At 60.4% G+C, this 15,034-nt stretch carries 25 protein-coding genes; 24 read left to right on the forward strand and 1 reads right to left on the reverse strand.

Features of this window, described 5'->3' with window-relative positions:
- Positions 1-17: 17 nt before the first annotated feature.
- Positions 18-143 carry a hypothetical protein gene (locus WBN73_RS02080; protein WP_268825391.1) on the forward strand — a complete coding sequence of 42 codons (126 nt, stop codon included), beginning with the start codon at positions 18-20 and terminating at the stop codon, positions 141-143.
- A 36-nt stretch (positions 144-179) separates the two neighbouring features.
- On the opposite strand, the gene WBN73_RS02085 is transcribed toward WBN73_RS02080, so the two are convergent.
- Entirely contained in the window at positions 180-1,613 is a 1,434-nt protein-coding gene (locus WBN73_RS02085) for a GH1 family beta-glucosidase (RefSeq protein ID WP_207594240.1), read from the reverse strand.
- Between the two features lie 394 nt (positions 1,614-2,007).
- Between WBN73_RS02085 and rpsJ the strand changes: the two genes are divergently transcribed.
- The 23 genes from rpsJ to WBN73_RS02200 all read left to right on the forward strand — a co-directional run bounded on the left by rpsJ (position 2,008) and on the right by WBN73_RS02200 (position 15,033).
- Positions 2,008-2,316 carry a 30S ribosomal protein S10 gene (gene rpsJ, locus WBN73_RS02090; RefSeq protein ID WP_003803825.1) on the forward strand — a complete coding sequence of 103 codons (309 nt, stop codon included), beginning with the start codon at positions 2,008-2,010 and terminating at the stop codon, positions 2,314-2,316.
- A 17-nt stretch (positions 2,317-2,333) separates the two neighbouring features.
- Positions 2,334-2,984, forward strand: a complete 651-nt coding sequence (rplC, locus tag WBN73_RS02095) for a 50S ribosomal protein L3 (RefSeq protein WP_026539807.1) — start codon at positions 2,334-2,336, stop codon at positions 2,982-2,984.
- Between the two features lie 4 nt (positions 2,985-2,988).
- A complete protein-coding gene (gene rplD, locus WBN73_RS02100) occupies positions 2,989-3,606 on the forward strand; it encodes a 50S ribosomal protein L4 (RefSeq protein WP_018776684.1) in 618 nt (205 codons plus the stop codon).
- Entirely contained in the window at positions 3,603-3,908 is a 306-nt protein-coding gene (gene rplW, locus WBN73_RS02105; protein ID WP_011775593.1) for a 50S ribosomal protein L23, read from the forward strand. Before rplD ends, rplW begins: the two co-directional genes overlap by 4 nt.
- Positions 3,909-3,937: 29 nt before the next feature.
- Positions 3,938-4,777: a 50S ribosomal protein L2 gene (gene rplB / locus WBN73_RS02110; RefSeq protein ID WP_207594238.1), complete on the forward strand. Its 840-nt coding sequence runs from the start codon at positions 3,938-3,940 to the stop codon at positions 4,775-4,777.
- A 12-nt stretch (positions 4,778-4,789) separates the two neighbouring features.
- Positions 4,790-5,071: a 30S ribosomal protein S19 gene (rpsS, locus tag WBN73_RS02115; protein ID WP_011775591.1), complete on the forward strand. Its 282-nt coding sequence runs from the start codon at positions 4,790-4,792 to the stop codon at positions 5,069-5,071.
- Between the two features lie 38 nt (positions 5,072-5,109).
- Positions 5,110-5,475 carry a 50S ribosomal protein L22 gene (rplV, locus tag WBN73_RS02120; RefSeq protein ID WP_011775590.1) on the forward strand — a complete coding sequence of 122 codons (366 nt, stop codon included), beginning with the start codon at positions 5,110-5,112 and terminating at the stop codon, positions 5,473-5,475.
- The gene (rpsC, locus tag WBN73_RS02125) at positions 5,476-6,297 is read left to right on the forward strand and encodes a 30S ribosomal protein S3 (RefSeq protein WP_011775589.1); all 822 of its coding nucleotides are present in this window, start codon (positions 5,476-5,478) and stop codon (positions 6,295-6,297) included. It begins immediately after the preceding gene.
- Entirely contained in the window at positions 6,298-6,714 is a 417-nt protein-coding gene (gene rplP / locus WBN73_RS02130; RefSeq protein WP_003803795.1) for a 50S ribosomal protein L16, read from the forward strand.
- 2 nt (positions 6,715-6,716) lie between these two features.
- Positions 6,717-7,037 (forward strand): 50S ribosomal protein L29, encoded by a 321-nt coding sequence (gene rpmC / locus WBN73_RS02135; RefSeq protein ID WP_014922387.1) that lies wholly within the window; start codon positions 6,717-6,719, stop codon positions 7,035-7,037.
- Positions 7,034-7,330, forward strand: coding sequence for a 30S ribosomal protein S17 (gene rpsQ, locus WBN73_RS02140; protein ID WP_011775587.1), 297 nt, complete (start codon positions 7,034-7,036; stop codon positions 7,328-7,330). Before rpmC ends, rpsQ begins: the two co-directional genes overlap by 4 nt.
- Before the next feature lie 353 nt (positions 7,331-7,683).
- Complete coding sequence (rplN, locus tag WBN73_RS02145; RefSeq protein WP_003803789.1) at positions 7,684-8,052, forward strand: 50S ribosomal protein L14; 369 nt, start codon at positions 7,684-7,686, stop codon at positions 8,050-8,052.
- Between the two features lie 3 nt (positions 8,053-8,055).
- A complete protein-coding gene (rplX, locus tag WBN73_RS02150) occupies positions 8,056-8,415 on the forward strand; it encodes a 50S ribosomal protein L24 (RefSeq protein ID WP_062073171.1) in 360 nt (119 codons plus the stop codon).
- Positions 8,415-8,993 carry a 50S ribosomal protein L5 gene (gene rplE, locus WBN73_RS02155; RefSeq protein ID WP_207594237.1) on the forward strand — a complete coding sequence of 193 codons (579 nt, stop codon included), beginning with the start codon at positions 8,415-8,417 and terminating at the stop codon, positions 8,991-8,993. Before rplX ends, rplE begins: the two co-directional genes overlap by 1 nt.
- A 78-nt stretch (positions 8,994-9,071) precedes the next feature.
- Positions 9,072-9,470, forward strand: coding sequence for a 30S ribosomal protein S8 (rpsH, locus tag WBN73_RS02160; protein WP_089595798.1), 399 nt, complete (start codon positions 9,072-9,074; stop codon positions 9,468-9,470).
- A gap of 18 nt (positions 9,471-9,488) precedes the next feature.
- Positions 9,489-10,025, forward strand: a complete 537-nt coding sequence (gene rplF, locus WBN73_RS02165; RefSeq protein WP_089595797.1) for a 50S ribosomal protein L6 — start codon at positions 9,489-9,491, stop codon at positions 10,023-10,025.
- 3 nt (positions 10,026-10,028) lie between these two features.
- A complete protein-coding gene (gene rplR / locus WBN73_RS02170) occupies positions 10,029-10,412 on the forward strand; it encodes a 50S ribosomal protein L18 (protein WP_089595796.1) in 384 nt (127 codons plus the stop codon).
- Between the two features lie 29 nt (positions 10,413-10,441).
- Complete coding sequence (gene rpsE, locus WBN73_RS02175) at positions 10,442-11,113, forward strand: 30S ribosomal protein S5 (RefSeq protein WP_198318248.1); 672 nt, start codon at positions 10,442-10,444, stop codon at positions 11,111-11,113.
- A 2-nt stretch (positions 11,114-11,115) separates the two neighbouring features.
- Positions 11,116-11,322, forward strand: a complete 207-nt coding sequence (gene rpmD / locus WBN73_RS02180) for a 50S ribosomal protein L30 (protein ID WP_089595794.1) — start codon at positions 11,116-11,118, stop codon at positions 11,320-11,322.
- Positions 11,322-11,804 carry a 50S ribosomal protein L15 gene (gene rplO, locus WBN73_RS02185; RefSeq protein WP_207594235.1) on the forward strand — a complete coding sequence of 161 codons (483 nt, stop codon included), beginning with the start codon at positions 11,322-11,324 and terminating at the stop codon, positions 11,802-11,804. The genes rpmD and rplO overlap by 1 nt, the downstream gene beginning before the upstream one ends.
- A gap of 187 nt (positions 11,805-11,991) precedes the next feature.
- A complete protein-coding gene (gene secY, locus WBN73_RS02190; RefSeq protein ID WP_337339345.1) occupies positions 11,992-13,302 on the forward strand; it encodes a preprotein translocase subunit SecY in 1,311 nt (436 codons plus the stop codon).
- A gap of 5 nt (positions 13,303-13,307) precedes the next feature.
- The gene (locus WBN73_RS02195) at positions 13,308-13,877 is read left to right on the forward strand and encodes an adenylate kinase (protein WP_172324492.1); all 570 of its coding nucleotides are present in this window, start codon (positions 13,308-13,310) and stop codon (positions 13,875-13,877) included.
- Positions 13,878-13,989: 112 nt separating this feature from the next.
- Positions 13,990-15,033, forward strand: coding sequence for a 3-oxoacyl-ACP synthase III family protein (locus WBN73_RS02200; RefSeq protein WP_280623258.1), 1,044 nt, complete (start codon positions 13,990-13,992; stop codon positions 15,031-15,033).
- The last annotated feature ends 1 nt before the right edge of the window (position 15,034 follow it).

Here is a 15,034-nt window from a genome sequence, read left to right on the forward strand (position 1 = left end):
ACGAAGAGGAGCGCAGTATGGAATTCCTGATTTTCCTGGCAGTCATTGCCGCCATCGGTGGGGGCGTGCTGTGGGGCCGCAAGAACTTCCGGAGCGAGATTGAACGCGCAAAGCGCATCAGGCGTGCCAACAAGAACAAGTAACCCGTCGTTTTAGCAGGACTGGGCTAGTCAGGCGGCCTACGGTTCTTGGGAGCGGGCCCGCTCCAGTGCACGCAACCAGTAATAGGACTCCTTGGGAGTCCGTTCCTGGGTGTGGAAGTCCACATGGACCAATCCGAAACGCTGTGAGTAGCCGGCCGCCCATTCGAAATTGTCCAGCAGCGTCCAGACGTAGTAGCCGCGCAGATCCACATCCTCGGCAATACCGCCCGGACCTGTCGCTGTCAGGGCGTGGCCGAGGTGCTCAGCCAGGTAGGAAATGCGGTTGGTGTCCTGAACGGGGCCGTCAACGTGGGGCGGCTCCGGAAAACTTGCCCCGCCTTCGGTGATGTACACCGGGGGAAGAGCGTCCCCGTACCGGTCCTTCATTTGACGCAGCAGCAGCGCCAGGTACTCCGGTGCAACGGGCCAGCCGAACCCTGTGGTTTCATACTCCTGGTAGGCGGCCAGGTGGAAGGGAACTTCGCTCATCTCCGGTGACTTTCCGGTGGGGATCTCCGCAGGCCCGGGTCCTGCTGCCACCTTCACGGGGTAGTAGTAGTTGAGCCCGTAGAAGTCCAAAGGTTGGCTGATCAGTTCAAGATCGCCGTCGTGGATGGTGCCGAGTGAGCGGAACCACGGCTTCATGGGCCAGGGTGGCTTGGGGTATTGGCCTAGCAGTATCGCATCGGCATAGATGCGGTTGAGGATCAGGTCCAGCGCCTGCGTCATCAGCCGGTCGCCCAGACTGTTGCTGGCAGACTCGACGGGGCAGTGCATGTTAGACACCCCGATCTGCCCTTTGACGCCGGCGTTCCGCAGGGCCCGGACGGCCATTCCGTGTCCCAGTAATTGATGATGTGCGGCAGGCAGGGAATCGAAAAGCAGTTGCCGGCCCGGGGCGTGCACTCCCAAGGAGTACCCCTGCACGGTGACTGACACGGGTTCGTTCATGGTGACCCAGTGATCAACACGGTCACCGAAGCGGTCTGCAGCGGCGGCGCAATAGACAGCAAAGCGCTCGGCAGTGTCGCGGTTCATCCACCCGCCTGCATGCTCCAGTTCCAATGGGGTATCCCAGTGGAACAGGGTAGCCATGGGGGAGATGCCTGCGGCCAGGAGTTTGTCGATGAGGCGATCATAGAAGTCCAGACCGCGTTGATTGATGGAGCCCTTGCCGCCGGGTTGGATCCGCGGCCAGGACAGCGAGAAGCGGTAGGAGTCCACGCCAAGCTCCTGCATCAACGCGATGTCTTCATCGGCGCGGTTGTAATGGTCGCACGCTACAGTGGGGGAGTCGCCGTCGACTATTGCTCCTGGCTTTTCCGCGAAGGCATCCCAGCCCGACGGACCACGGCCATCAGCGGTCAGTGATCCTTCAATCTGGAAAGCCGCAGACGCCACCCCCAGGGTGAAACCCGGACGCAGGCGCGCGGCAAGATCTTCCACTGAGCCTGAATCCTGGACGGTCATGCACCCATCTTCCTCAGGTGCAGGCGCCCGGGCAATGGTCCTGCAGGGGCCCTTATACCGTCGATTGGCCTTTGCCTCATATTTCCGCCATACTGGATGAGTTGTTCAAGCGCTTCTTCGTGTCCCGATCCGGATAATGCCGGGTGTCAGGGTCCAAGTGGAAGACCAAACATAACCCTGAACCCCATGGAATGCGGTCGAGTCTGCGTGGAAATCGCGACACGCCCGACCGCGGGGGTCGGTGCGCCGGCAGGTTGAGGAACCCGGAATATCCGGATTCAGCTTGTGCGGCGTGTGGTGGTAAATCCTCAAACGCTTCGGCGGCCACATCAACAGGTAAGTAAACAGAGCAGCCCTAACTAGAGCAGCACTAGCTGAAAGAGAGTCAGGCGACATGGCGGGACAAAAAATCCGCATCCGGCTGAAGTCATATGACCACGAGGTCATTGATGTTTCAGCGCGGAAGATCGTTGAGACGGTCACGCGCGCAGGCGCAACGGTAGTCGGCCCGGTGCCGCTGCCCACGGAGAAGAACGTTTACTGCGTAATTCGCTCTCCTCACAAGTACAAGGACAGCCGTGAGCACTTCGAAATGCGTACTCACAAGCGTCTGATCGACATCATCGACCCCACGCCGAAGGCCGTCGACTCGCTTATGCGTCTCGATCTGCCTGCAGACGTGAACATCGAAATCAAGCTCTAGGGAGGTGCTGAGAGACTATGACCGCAACCCGTAACGTAAAGGGCCTGCTGGGCACGAAGCTCGGCATGACCCAGGTCTGGGACGAGAACAACAAGCTCATCCCGGTAACTGTTGTCCAGGCTGACTCCAACGTCATCACCCAGCTGCGCAACGCAGAGGTAGATGGCTACGTCGCCGTACAGATCGGCTACGGCCAGATCGATCCCCGCAAGGTCACCAAGCCGCTGGCTGGTCACTTTGAAAAGGCTGGCGTCACCCCTCGCCGCCATGTCGTCGAACTGCGTACCGCAGACGCCGCATCCTACGAGCTGGGCCAGGAGCTCTCTGTTGAGATCTTCGAAGCCGGCCAGAAGATCGACGTCGTCGGCACCTCAAAGGGTAAGGGCTTCGCCGGTGTTATGAAGCGTCACGGCTTCCACGGCGTTGGCGCTTCCCACGGTGCCCACAAGAACCACCGTAAGCCTGGCTCCATCGGTGGCGCATCCACCCCGAGCCGCGTCTTCAAGGGCCTGAAAATGGCCGGCCGCATGGGCGCCGAACGTCACACCACGCTGAACCTCACGGTTCACGCTGTTGACGTTGAGAAGTCGCTGCTCCTTATCAAGGGTGCCGTCCCCGGCGCCCGCGGCCAGGTCGTACTCGTACGCACCGCCGTGAAGGGAGCCTAGTTCAATGACTAGCACTGTCAAGGTAGACCTGCCTGCAGAGATCTTCGACGTTCAGACCAACGTGCCGCTGCTGCACCAGGTCGTCGTCGCACAGCTCGCTGCTGCACGCCAGGGTACCCACAAGACGAAGACCCGCGCCGAGGTTTCCGGTGCAGGTCGCAAGCCGTTCAAGCAGAAGGGCACCGGCCGCGCCCGTCAGGGTTCAATCCGTGCTCCTCACATGACCGGCGGTGGCGTTGTCCACGGTCCGACCCCTCGTGACTATAGCCAGCGCACCCCCAAGAAGATGAAGGCTGCTGCACTCCGCGGCGCCCTGTCTGACCGCGCCCGCAACGGCCGCATCCACGTCATCGCTGAACTGGTAGCCGGCACCAAGCCGTCCGCCAAGGACGCACTGGCTTCGCTGCGCTCCGTCACTGAGCGCAAGAACCTGCTCGTCGTAATCGAGCGCGCCAACGATGTTGCTGCACTTTCCGTGCGCAACCTCCAGGATGTTCACGTTCTGTACGCAGACCAGCTGAACACCTACGACGTGCTTATCTCCGACGACGTGGTCTTCACCAAGGCTGCTTTCGAGGCGTTCGTCGCTGACAAGGCAAAGAACGAGGAGGCCTCCAAGTGAGCGTAACCACCATCAAGGACCCGCGCGACGTCGTGCTTGCACCCGTCGTTTCGGAAAAGAGCTACGGTCTGATCGACGAAGGCAAGTACACCTTCCTGGTGGACCCTCGCTCGAACAAGACCGAGATCAAATTGGCCGTCGAGAAGATCTTCTCGGTCAAGGTTGACTCGATCAACACCATCAACCGTGCCGGTAAGCGCAAGCGCACCAAATTCGGCTGGGGTCAGCGCAAGAGCACCAAGCGTGCAATTGTCACCCTCAAAGAAGGCACAATCGACATCTTCGGCGGTCCGCTCGCGTAGCGGAGACCACTTTAACGAGGAAATAAATTATGGGAATCCGTAAATACAAGCCGACTACCCCGGGCCGTCGTGGCTCGAGCGTAGCCGACTTTGCTGAAATCACGCGATCGACTCCGGAAAAGTCGTTGCTGCGTCCGCTGCACAAGACTGGCGGCCGTAACAACTCCGGTAAGATCACCACCCGTCACAAGGGTGGTGGGCACAAGCGCCAGTACCGTCTGATCGACTTCCGTCGTCACGACAAGGACGGCGTCAACGCCCGCGTTGCCGAAATCGAGTACGACCCGAACCGCACGGCTCGCATCGCACTCCTGCACTACGTTGATGGCACCAAGCGTTACATCATCGCTCCGAACAAGCTGTCCCAGGGTGACTTCGTCGAGGCTGGTCCCGACGCTGACATCAAGCCGGGCAACAACCTGCCGCTGCGCAACATCCCGGTTGGTACCGTAATCCACGCAGTTGAACTGCGTCCGGGTGGCGGCGCCAAGATGGCTCGTTCCGCAGGTGCTTCGGTACAGCTCGTTGCCAAGGAAGGCCGTTTCGCCCAGCTGCGTCTGCCCTCCGGTGAAATCCGCAACGTTGACGTGCGCTGCCGCGCAACCGTCGGCGAGGTGGGCAACGCCGAGCAGTCGAACATCAACTGGGGCAAGGCCGGCCGCATGCGCTGGAAGGGCGTTCGCCCGACCGTCCGTGGTGTAGCCATGAACCCGGTTGACCACCCGCACGGTGGTGGTGAAGGTAAGACTTCCGGTGGACGTCACCCGGTTAACCCGAACGGCAAGCCCGAGGGCCGTACCCGCCGTCCGAACAAAGAGAGCGACAAGCTTATTGTTCGTCGCCGCCGTACTGGCAAGAACAAGCGATAGGAGCCTGGACACATGCCACGCAGCCTGAAAAAAGGTCCTTTCGTTGACCAGCACCTCTTTGTGAAGGTCGCACGGGAAAACGATAAGGGCACCAAGAACGTCATCAAGACCTGGTCCCGCCGTTCGATGATCATCCCCGACATGCTCGGGCACACGATCGCCGTACACGACGGACGCAAGCACATCCCGGTGTTTGTCACAGAGTCGATGGTCGGGCACAAGCTCGGCGAATTCGCTCCCACGCGGACATTCCGCGGCCATGTTAAGGACGACCGTAAGGGCAAGCGCCGCTAGGCGCCTGACTTTACGTCTTAGACGAGAGAAGGAAAGCAATGGAAGCCAAGGCTATTGCGCGTCACATCCGCGTAACGCCTATGAAGGCCCGGCGCGTCGTCAACCTTGTTCGTGGTAAGCAAGCGAATGAGGCTCTGGCAATTCTGAAGTTTGCCCCCCAGGCAGCTTCGGAGCCGGTATTCAAGGTACTTCAGTCGGCAATGGCCAACGCACGTGTCCTCGCGGACCGTGACGGCGTTGCATTCGACGACAGCGACCTCTTCATCACCGAAGCATTTGTTGATGAAGGCCCGACCATGAAGCGGTTCCAGCCGCGTGCCCAGGGCCGCGCCTACCGCATTAGGAAGCGGACCAGCCACATCACGCTGGTTGTCGCAACCCCGGAGAAAGAGGAGGCTCGCTAAGTGGGACAGAAAGTAAACCCGCACGGGTTCCGACTCGGCATCACCACCGACCACGTTTCGCACTGGTTCGCTGACAGCACCAAGCCCGGACAGCGCTACAAGGACTTCGTCCGCGAGGACATCAAGATCCGTCAGCTCATGTCCACCGGCATGGAGCGCGCCGGCATCGCCAAGGTCGAGATCGAGCGCACCCGTGACCGTGTCCGCGTGGACATCCACACGGCACGCCCGGGTATCGTCATCGGCCGCCGCGGCGCTGAAGCAGACCGCATCCGCGGCGAGCTCGAGAAGCTCACCGGCAAGCAGGTTCAGCTGAACATCCTCGAGGTCAAGAACCCCGAGATGGAAGCACAGCTTGTTGCCCAGGGCATCGCTGAGCAGCTGACTTCCCGCGTGGCTTTCCGCCGTGCGATGAAGAAGGCAATGCAGTCCGCACAGCGTGCGGGTGCCAAGGGCATCCGTGTTGCTTGCTCGGGCCGTCTGGGTGGCGCAGAAATGTCCCGCTCGGAGTTCTACCGCGAAGGCCGTGTGCCCCTGCACACCCTCCGCGCGAACATCGACTACGGCTTCTACGAAGCCAAGACCACCTTCGGCCGCATCGGTGTGAAGGTTTGGATCTACAAGGGTGACGTAACTGCCAAGGAACTGGCTCAGCAGGCAGCTGCTGCTCCGTCCCGTGGCCGTGCAGGAGACCGTCCGGGCCGCCCGGGTGGCGACCGCCGTCGTCGTAACGACCGTCCGGCAGCTGAGGCAGCACCCGCTGCCGTTGAAGCACCGGCCGCTGAAGCTGCTGCTCCCGCAGCAGAAGGAGGACAGGCTTAAATGCTTATCCCACGTCGAGTAAAGCACCGTAAGCAGCACCACCCGGGTCGTTCCGGCGCTGCTACGGGCGGCACCAAGGTCAGCTTCGGTGAGTACGGTATCCAGGCCCTGAGCCCGGCATACGTTACCAACCGTCAGATCGAGTCCGCTCGTATTGCGATGACCCGCCACATCAAGCGTGGCGGCAAGGTCTGGATCAACATCTACCCGGACCGTCCGCTGACGAAGAAGCCTGCTGAAACCCGTATGGGTTCCGGTAAGGGTTCTCCGGAATGGTGGGTCGCAAACGTCAAGCCGGGCCGGGTTCTCTTCGAACTCTCCGGTGTCAATGAAGAGGTAGCTCGCGAGGCCCTGCGCCTGGCAATCCACAAGCTCCCGTTGAAGGCACGCATTGTGCGTCGCGAAGGTGGTGAATAGAAATGGCAGTAGGGTCGAAGGATCTCGCACCCGCACAGCTGGACGGTTTCGACAACGAGCGTCTCGTTGAAGAACTCCGCAAGTCCAAGGAAGAGCTGTTCAACCTGCGTTTCCAGTCCGCCACCGGACAGCTGGAGAACCACGGTCGCCTGCGTGCGGTAAAGAAGGACATCGCACGCATCTACACCGTTCTCCGTGAGCGCGAGCTGGGCATTCGTGCCGAGGTTGCCGCACCGGTTGTGGAAGCCAAGGAAGAAAAGAAGTCCAAGAAGGCTGCCAAGGCTGAAAAGGCCGAGGTTGAAGCTGGAGAGGACGCCAAGTGAGCGAGAAGGAAACTGTGACGGAAGCAGCAGCCAGCGCTGAACAGCGCGGTTACCGTAAGACGCGTCGCGGCTACGTTGTCTCTGACAAGATGGAAAAGACCATCGTTGTTCAGGTTGAAGACCGCGTGAAGCACGCTCTGTACGGCAAGGTTATTCGCCGCACCTCGAAGATCAAGGCTCACGACGAAGAGAACACCGCCGGCATCGGCGACCTCGTTCTCATCTCTGAGACCCGCCCGCTGTCCGCTACCAAGCGGTGGCGTCTGGTGGAGATCCTCGAAAAGGCCAAGTAAATCCGACGCCGGGCATGCCTGGCAGTGATTCACTGGAAAGGCCCGTGTTCCCCAGGGAGCGCGGGCCTTTCCGCATCTCCGGCCGTTTCGGCTTCAGGCCGTAAACGTGCTAGGATATTGAGTTTGTATGGCGCCACTTGTGCGCCGTCAACTACCTCGTAAACAATCGTGCCGCTGCATACTGCCCCGCGCAGAGTTTTCTGCAAGGGAAGCTGATGCTTGTGGCACGGGCGTTTAGGCCTGTACTGGCAAAATCCAGGCAGGTCAAGAGACACCCCGATCAACCGTTCCGCAAGGCTCATTCCGTATGCATGATTTCGGTCTGAGAACCGGCGCGACGCAAGGAGTAGAAATTGATTCAGCAGGAGTCGCGACTCAAGGTCGCCGACAACACGGGTGCTAAGGAAATCCTTACCATTCGCGTTCTCGGTGGATCAGGTCGTCGCTACGCAGGCATTGGCGACGTGATCGTCGCTACCGTCAAGGACGCTATCCCTGGCGGCAACGTAAAGAAGGGTGACGTCGTCAAGGCTGTCATCGTTCGTACCAAGAAGGAACGCCGCCGTGCGGATGGTTCCTACATCAAGTTTGACGAAAACGCAGCTGTGATCCTGAAGAATGACGGTGACCCCCGCGGTACCCGTATCTTCGGCCCGGTTGGTCGTGAACTTCGCGACAAGAAGTTCATGAAGATCGTTTCGCTGGCCCCGGAGGTGCTTTAGTCCATGGCTAAGATCAAGAAGGGTGACCTCGTTCAGGTCATCACCGGCGCCAAGCAGGAACGCGGCGGAGACCGCGGCAAGCAGGGCAAGGTTCTGCGCGTATTCCCGGACACCAACCGCGTGCTGGTAGAGGGAATCAACCGCGTCACCAAGCACACCAAGGTCGGTCAGTCGCAGCGCGGCACCAAGACCGGTGGCATTGAGGTCGTTGAGGCCCCGATCCACGTTTCCAACGTTGCTCTGGTTGACCCGTCGACCAAGAAGCCGACCCGTGTTGGTTTCCGTCTCGACACCGTTGAGAAGGATGGCGCTACCAAGACCGTCCGTATCCGCGTGTCCAAGGCCACCGGGAAGGACATCTGATGAGTGAGACACTCGAGACTCCAGTGAAGATCGTTCCGCGTCTGAAGACCAAGTATGCAGAGACCATCAAGAAGTCCCTGCAGGAGGAATTCAGCTACGCGAACGTCAACCAGGTTCCCCGCCTGGTCAAGGTTGTAGTGAACATGGGTGTTGGAGATGCCGCCAAGGACTCCAAGCTGATCGACGGCGCTGTCCGCGACCTCACCCTGATCACCGGCCAGAAGCCGCAGGTAACCAAGGCCCGCAAGTCAATCGCACAGTTCAAGCTGCGCGAAGGCATGCCGATCGGTGCACACGCAACTCTGCGTGGGGACCGCATGTGGGAATTCGTGGATCGTTTGGTTTCGCTGGCTCTGCCGCGTATCCGTGACTTCCGCGGCCTCAACGGCAAGCAGTTCGATGGCAACGGCAACTACACCTTCGGTCTGACCGAGCAGGTTATGTTCCACGAGATCGACCAGGACTCCATCGACCGCGTTCGCGGTATGGACATCACGGTCGTCACCACCGCCAAGACCGATGACGAAGGCCGCGCGCTGCTCAAGGCGCTTGGTTTCCCGTTCAAGACCGAAAACTAACTACGTGACAGGTCCGTCTTCGCAGGCTCTTGAGAGCCGGCGCAGCGGAAACCGGTACGAGGAAGGGCTATAGCCCAAATGACTATGACAGATCCTGTCGCAGACATGCTCACGCGTCTGCGCAATGCGAACTCGGCATACCACGACACCGTGTCCATGCCGTACAGCAAACTGAAGGCACGCGTTGCTGACATCCTGAAGGCAGAAGGCTACATTGCCGGCTGGAAGGAAGAAGACGCCGAGGTTGGCAAGAAGCTGACCATCGACCTTAAGTTCGGTCCGAACCGCGAGCGTTCCATCGCTGGCGTCCGCCGCATCTCCAAGCCGGGTCTCCGCGTTTACGCGAAGTCCACCAACCTGCCGCACGTGCTGGGTGGCCTGGGTGTCGCAATCCTGTCCACCTCTTCCGGCCTCCTGACTGACAAGCAGGCCGGCAAGAAGGGCGTGGGCGGCGAAGTCCTCGCGTACGTCTGGTAACGGGAAAGGAAGAGAATAATGTCACGTATTGGACGTCTCCCCATCACCGTTCCTGCCGGAGTTGAGGTCAAGCTTGATGGCTCCGTCATCAACGTCAAAGGTGCCAAGGGCGAGCTGAGCCACACTGTGGCCAGCCCGATCGAGGTTACCCAGGAAGAGAACACCCTGACGGTCACCCGCCCGAACGACGAGCGCAACTCGCGTTCGCTGCACGGCCTGACCCGCACCCTGATCGCCAACATGATTCAGGGCGTTACCGAGGGCTACGAGAAGAAGCTTGAAATCGTTGGTACTGGTTACCGCGTTCAGGCCAAGGGTTCTGACCTGGAGTTCGCTCTGGGCTACAGCCACCCGGTTAACGTCTCTGCACCCGAAGGCATCACCTTCGTAGTAGAGGGTCCGACCAAGCTCTCTGTTTCGGGTATCAACAAGCAGCAGGTCGGCGAGGTTGCTGCCAACATTCGCAAGCTGCGCAAGCCTGACCCCTACAAGGGCAAGGGTGTCCGTTACGCCGGCGAAGTCATCCGCCGCAAGGTCGGAAAGGCTGGTAAGTAAACCATGGCCATCGCAATTAATAAGAAGCGTACGAACAAGAGCAAGTCTGCTGCACGCAGCCGTCGCCAGCTTCGTATCCGCAAGCGCATCACCGGTACGGCTGTACGTCCTCGTCTGGTCGTCAACCGTTCGGCACGTCACGTATTCGTCCAGGTTGTCGATGACAGCAAGGGTGTAACCGTGGCTTACGCTTCCACCCTGGAAGCTGACCTTCGCGCATTCGACGGAGACAAGACTGCCAAGGCCAAGCGCGTCGGCGAGCTCGTTGCAGAGCGCGCCAAGGCTGCAGGCGTCGAGGCTGTTGTCTTCGACCGTGGCGGTAACAAGTACCACGGCCGCATCGCCGCCGTCGCTGACGGTGCTCGCGAAGGTGGGCTGGCACTGTGACCGTTGAAAATAACGAAAAGGACATTCAGGTGACTGAAGCTGTAGCTGCTGAAGCAACTGAGACCGCACCCGCTGCCGATGACCGCCGCGGCGGACGTCGTGGCGAGCGCGGCGACCGTGGCCAGGGCCGCGGCGACCGTGGTGGCCGTGGTGGCCGCGACGGCGGTCGTGAGGCTGAGAAGAGCCAGTTCGTAGAGCGCGTTGTCACCATCAACCGCGTTGCCAAGGTCGTCAAGGGTGGTCGTCGCTTCAGCTTCACCGCTCTCGTCGTCGTCGGTGACGGCAACGGTATGGTCGGCGTCGGCTACGGCAAGGCCAAGGAAGTTCCCGCTGCTATCGCCAAGGGCGTTGAAGAGGCCAAGAAGTCCTTCTTCCGCGTACCCCGCGTTGGCAGCACCATCCCGCACCGTGTGCAGGGTGAGGCTGCTGCAGGCGTAGTCCTGCTGCGTCCGGCTTCCGCCGGTACCGGTGTTATCGCCGGTGGCCCGGTCCGCGCGGTATTGGAGTGCGTGGGCATCCACGACATCCTCTCCAAGTCGCTCGGTTCTTCCAACGCGATCAACATCGTTCACGCGACCGTTGCCGCTCTGAAGCAGCTCGAAGAGCCCGCTTCCGTGGCTGCCCGCCGTGGCCTGCCGCTGGACGAGGTTGCTCCTGCTGCTCTGGTGCGCGCGCTCCAGAACCAGAAGGCAGGTGTTTAGTCATGGCTAAGAACCTGACTCCCTCCGACGCCAAGTTGGAAATCACCCAGATCAAGGGCGTCATTGGCGCCAAGCAGAACCAGATCGCCACCCTTCGGTCCCTCGGCCTCAAGCGCATCGGACACACTGTTGTCCGCTCCGCTGATGCCGTGACCGTTGGAATGCTGAACACGGTTCCGCACCTCGTGAATGTAGAGGAGGCGAAGTAATGGCAGAGAACAAGACCGCCGCAGAGACTGCTGAGAAGCAGAACGCTCTGAAGGTCCACCACCTGCGTCCCGCCCCGGGTGCCAAGACCGCCAAGACCCGTGTTGGTCGTGGTGAAGGCTCCAAGGGTAAGACCGCTGGTCGCGGTACCAAGGGTACGAAGGCCCGCTACCAGGTAAAGGCTGGCTTTGCCGGCGGCCAGCTGCCGCTGCACATGCGCCTGCCGAAGCTGCGCGGCTTCAAGAACCCGTTCCGGGTTGAGTTCCAGGTTGTCAACCTGGAAAAGCTCAACGAGCTGTTCCCGGAAGGTGGCGCTGTCACCGTTGAGTCCCTGGTTGAGAAGGGTGCCGTTCGCAAGAACCAGCCCGTGAAGGTGCTTGGCACCGGCGACATCACCGTCAAGGTTGATGTTACGGCCCACGCATTCTCCGCCAGTGCTACGGAAAAGATTGCTGCAGCAGGCGGAAGCACCACTGCTCTCTAAGAGCCAGTGGGGCAGATGCCCGTTGTAAAAAAGGATCCCGGTACGCGGGGCTTCGGCCCTGTGTACCGGGATTTTTTTCGTGGTTGAGGACTCTCGATTATTACGACGGCGTCACAAGCAGTTAGACTCGGTTGTTGGGTTTCATTGAGCCCGATCACATCCTTGTACTTTCTACTCAGGAGGACGCTTGCTAAGCGCATTCGGCCGGGCGTTTCGGACGCCTGATTTGCGACGCAAGTTGTTGTTCACGCTGGGAATCATCACAATCTTCCGCTTGGGAGCTTTTATCCCCTCGCCTGGTGTGAACTACCAGAATGTCCAGCAATGCTTGAACACCGGTGACACCTCGCAGGGCATCTACCAGCTGGTTAACTTGTTCAGCGGCGGCGCGTTGCTGCAGGTCTCAGTCTTTGCCTTGGGCATCATGCCCTACATCACGGCGAGCATCATCGTGCAGCTGCTCCGGGTGGTCATTCCCCGGTTCCAGCAGCTCTACGAAGAGGGTTCCTCGGGACAGTCAAAGTTGACCCAGTACACCCGGTACCTCACTATCGCCCTCGGCCTGCTGAACGCCACCACTCTGGTGTCCCTGGCCCGGTCCGGTCAACTGCTCCCGGGCTGCAACCTGCCCATCATCCCCGATGAGAGCATCATGACCACCATCCTCATCATCATCACGTTGACGGCCGGTACCGGCCTCATCATGTGGATGGGCGAGCTGGTGACGGAGAAGGGTGTGGGCAACGGTATGTCGCTGCTCATCTTCACCTCCATCGCTGCAAGCTTCCCGGGTTCGCTGGGTGCCATCTGGGAGAGCAAGGGTCCCGGCACCTTCTTCACCGTGCTGGCTGTCGGTTTGCTGACTGTGTCCTTGGTCGTTTTCGTGGAGCAGTCCCAACGCCGTGTTCCGGTCCAGTATGCGAAGCGCATGATCGGCCGCCGCACAGTGGGCGGTACCAGCACCTACATTCCCATCAAGGTGAACATGGCCGGCGTTGTGCCTGTCATCTTCGCGTCCTCCATGCTCTACCTGCCCGGGCTGATTTCGCAGTTCAACCAGCCGGCGCCAGGGGAGCAGATGGCCCCGTGGGTTGAGTGGATCAACAACAACCTCACCCGTGGCGACCACCCCATCTACATGGCGCTCTATTTCGCCATGATCGTGTTCTTTACGTACTTCTACGTGGCCATCACCTTCAACCCTGAAGAAGTGTCGGACAACATGAAGAAGTACGGCGGGTTCATTCCGGGCATCCGGGCGGGTAAACCGACCGCGGACTACCTGCAGTACGTGCTTTCCAGGATCACCCTGCCTGGAGCCCTCTACCTGGGCTTCGTGGCGTTGATTCCGCTGGTTGCACTCGTCCTGATCAATGCCAACCAGAACTTCCCGTTCGGTGGCACCTCAATCCTGATCATGGTGGGTGTCGGCCTGGAAACCGTCAAGCAGATTGATGCGCAGCTACAACAACGTCACTACGAAGGGCTTTTGCGATGACGAGAATGCTGATCATTGGACCTCCCGGTTCGGGCAAGGGTACGCAGGCTGAACGGATTTCCGAGCGCCTCGGCGTAGTCGCCATTTCCACTGGCGATATCTTCCGTGCCAACGTCAAGGGCGAAACACCCTTGGGCATTGAAGCCAAGAAGTACATGGACGCAGGCGACTTCGTTCCGGACAGCGTTACGAACGACATGGTTCGGGACCGCTTGAGCCAGAGCGACGTGGAGAACGGCTTCCTCCTGGACGGCTACCCGCGTACCACGGCCCAGGTTGATTACCTGGACCAGATCCTCGCCGAAGGCCAGCAGGAGCTCGACGTCGTGCTCCAGCTGACCGCCGATGACGAAGAACTGGTGACCCGTCTCCTTGGCCGGGCCAAAGAGACCGGACGTTCCGATGACAACGAGACCGTGATCCGTCACCGTCTTGATCTGTACCACGAGCAAACCGAAGCCGTTGTGGCCAAGTACGCCGAGCGTGGAATCCTCACGCAGGTTGATGGCATTGGCGGTATCGATGAAGTTACCGATCGTGTCCTCACCGCGATTGAGTCGGCCAAGGCCGTCTAGCTTGTTTTCCACATAGCCGGTTCGCGCGGCTCTGGAGCGAAGGGTGTGTCCCGTACCATTGGTGCGGGGCACACCCATTTTTCGTTTCGCGGCAGACTGTTGGGGGAACCGCATGCACACTGCTTTATCTGGGCACAGCCGGATTTCGGGGCTCGAGGTCTACCTGCCACCCGCCCGGCTGGACACGGCCGCCGTCGAGCGCCGTATTGCTGAGCACAGTCCGGGGTTCCGGGTCCCTCAGGGCCTGATCGGTCGCGTCACGGGAATCCGTTCCCGCAGTGTCATGGCTGAAACCGAACAAGCGTCGGACCTGGCGGCCAACGCTGCGGCCAAGGTTATGGCTGAGTGTGGACTGCAGGCTCCGGAAGTAGACCTCTTGATCTTTGCTTCGGCCAGCCAGGACATGGTGGAGCCGGCCACCGGACATATGGTTGCGGCAAAGTTGGGGCTCGCATGTCCGGTCATGGACGTCAAGAACGCCTGCAACAGTTTCCTCAACGGCGTCGAAGTGGGGGACTCCCTGATCGCTACGGGACGCTATGCCCGCGTGCTGGTGGCCACCGGTGAATCGCCGTCGAGGGCAGTTCGGTGGAAGGTTCCGGACTTTGAGACTTTTGCGTCCAGTTTTCCCGGGTACACCATGAGCGACGGCGGTGCCGCAGTTTTGCTTGAGGCGGCAGACCGGGAGCCGCCAGGTCCCGAAGGGGCGGCCGGAATCCTGTCCATGGCCTTCACGGCGCGGAGCAGCCACTGGTCTGTGGGTACGCTCTCAGCGGGAGGTTCCGCGTTTCCCCGCGATCCGGAAGCCAGCTATTTCAGCATGGACGGTGAAAAGCTGAAGGACGCGTTCCTGGATCTTGGTTCTGAGATTCTTGACCAGACGCTCGAGCGGCTTGACCTGTCATGGACGGACTTCGCAGTGGTGTGTGTTCATCAAGTCAGTGCTCCGTACCGGGCGATCTTCGCTGAGCGTGCCGGTGTCCCCAGTGAGTTGCTGGTCCCTTCCGTGGAGGATTTCGGCAACCTGGCGTCAGTCAGCCTGCCGCTGCAACTGAAACTCGCCATGGACAGCGGACGGTGTGGACCAGGTGACCTCGTCGCGTTGGTGGGATTGGCCGGCGGCGTCAGCCTGGGCATGGCCGTGGTGCGGCTGTGAC

The organism is Paenarthrobacter sp. CCNWLY172 (assembly GCF_037402035.1).
Lineage (GTDB): Bacteria > Actinomycetota > Actinomycetes > Actinomycetales > Micrococcaceae > Arthrobacter.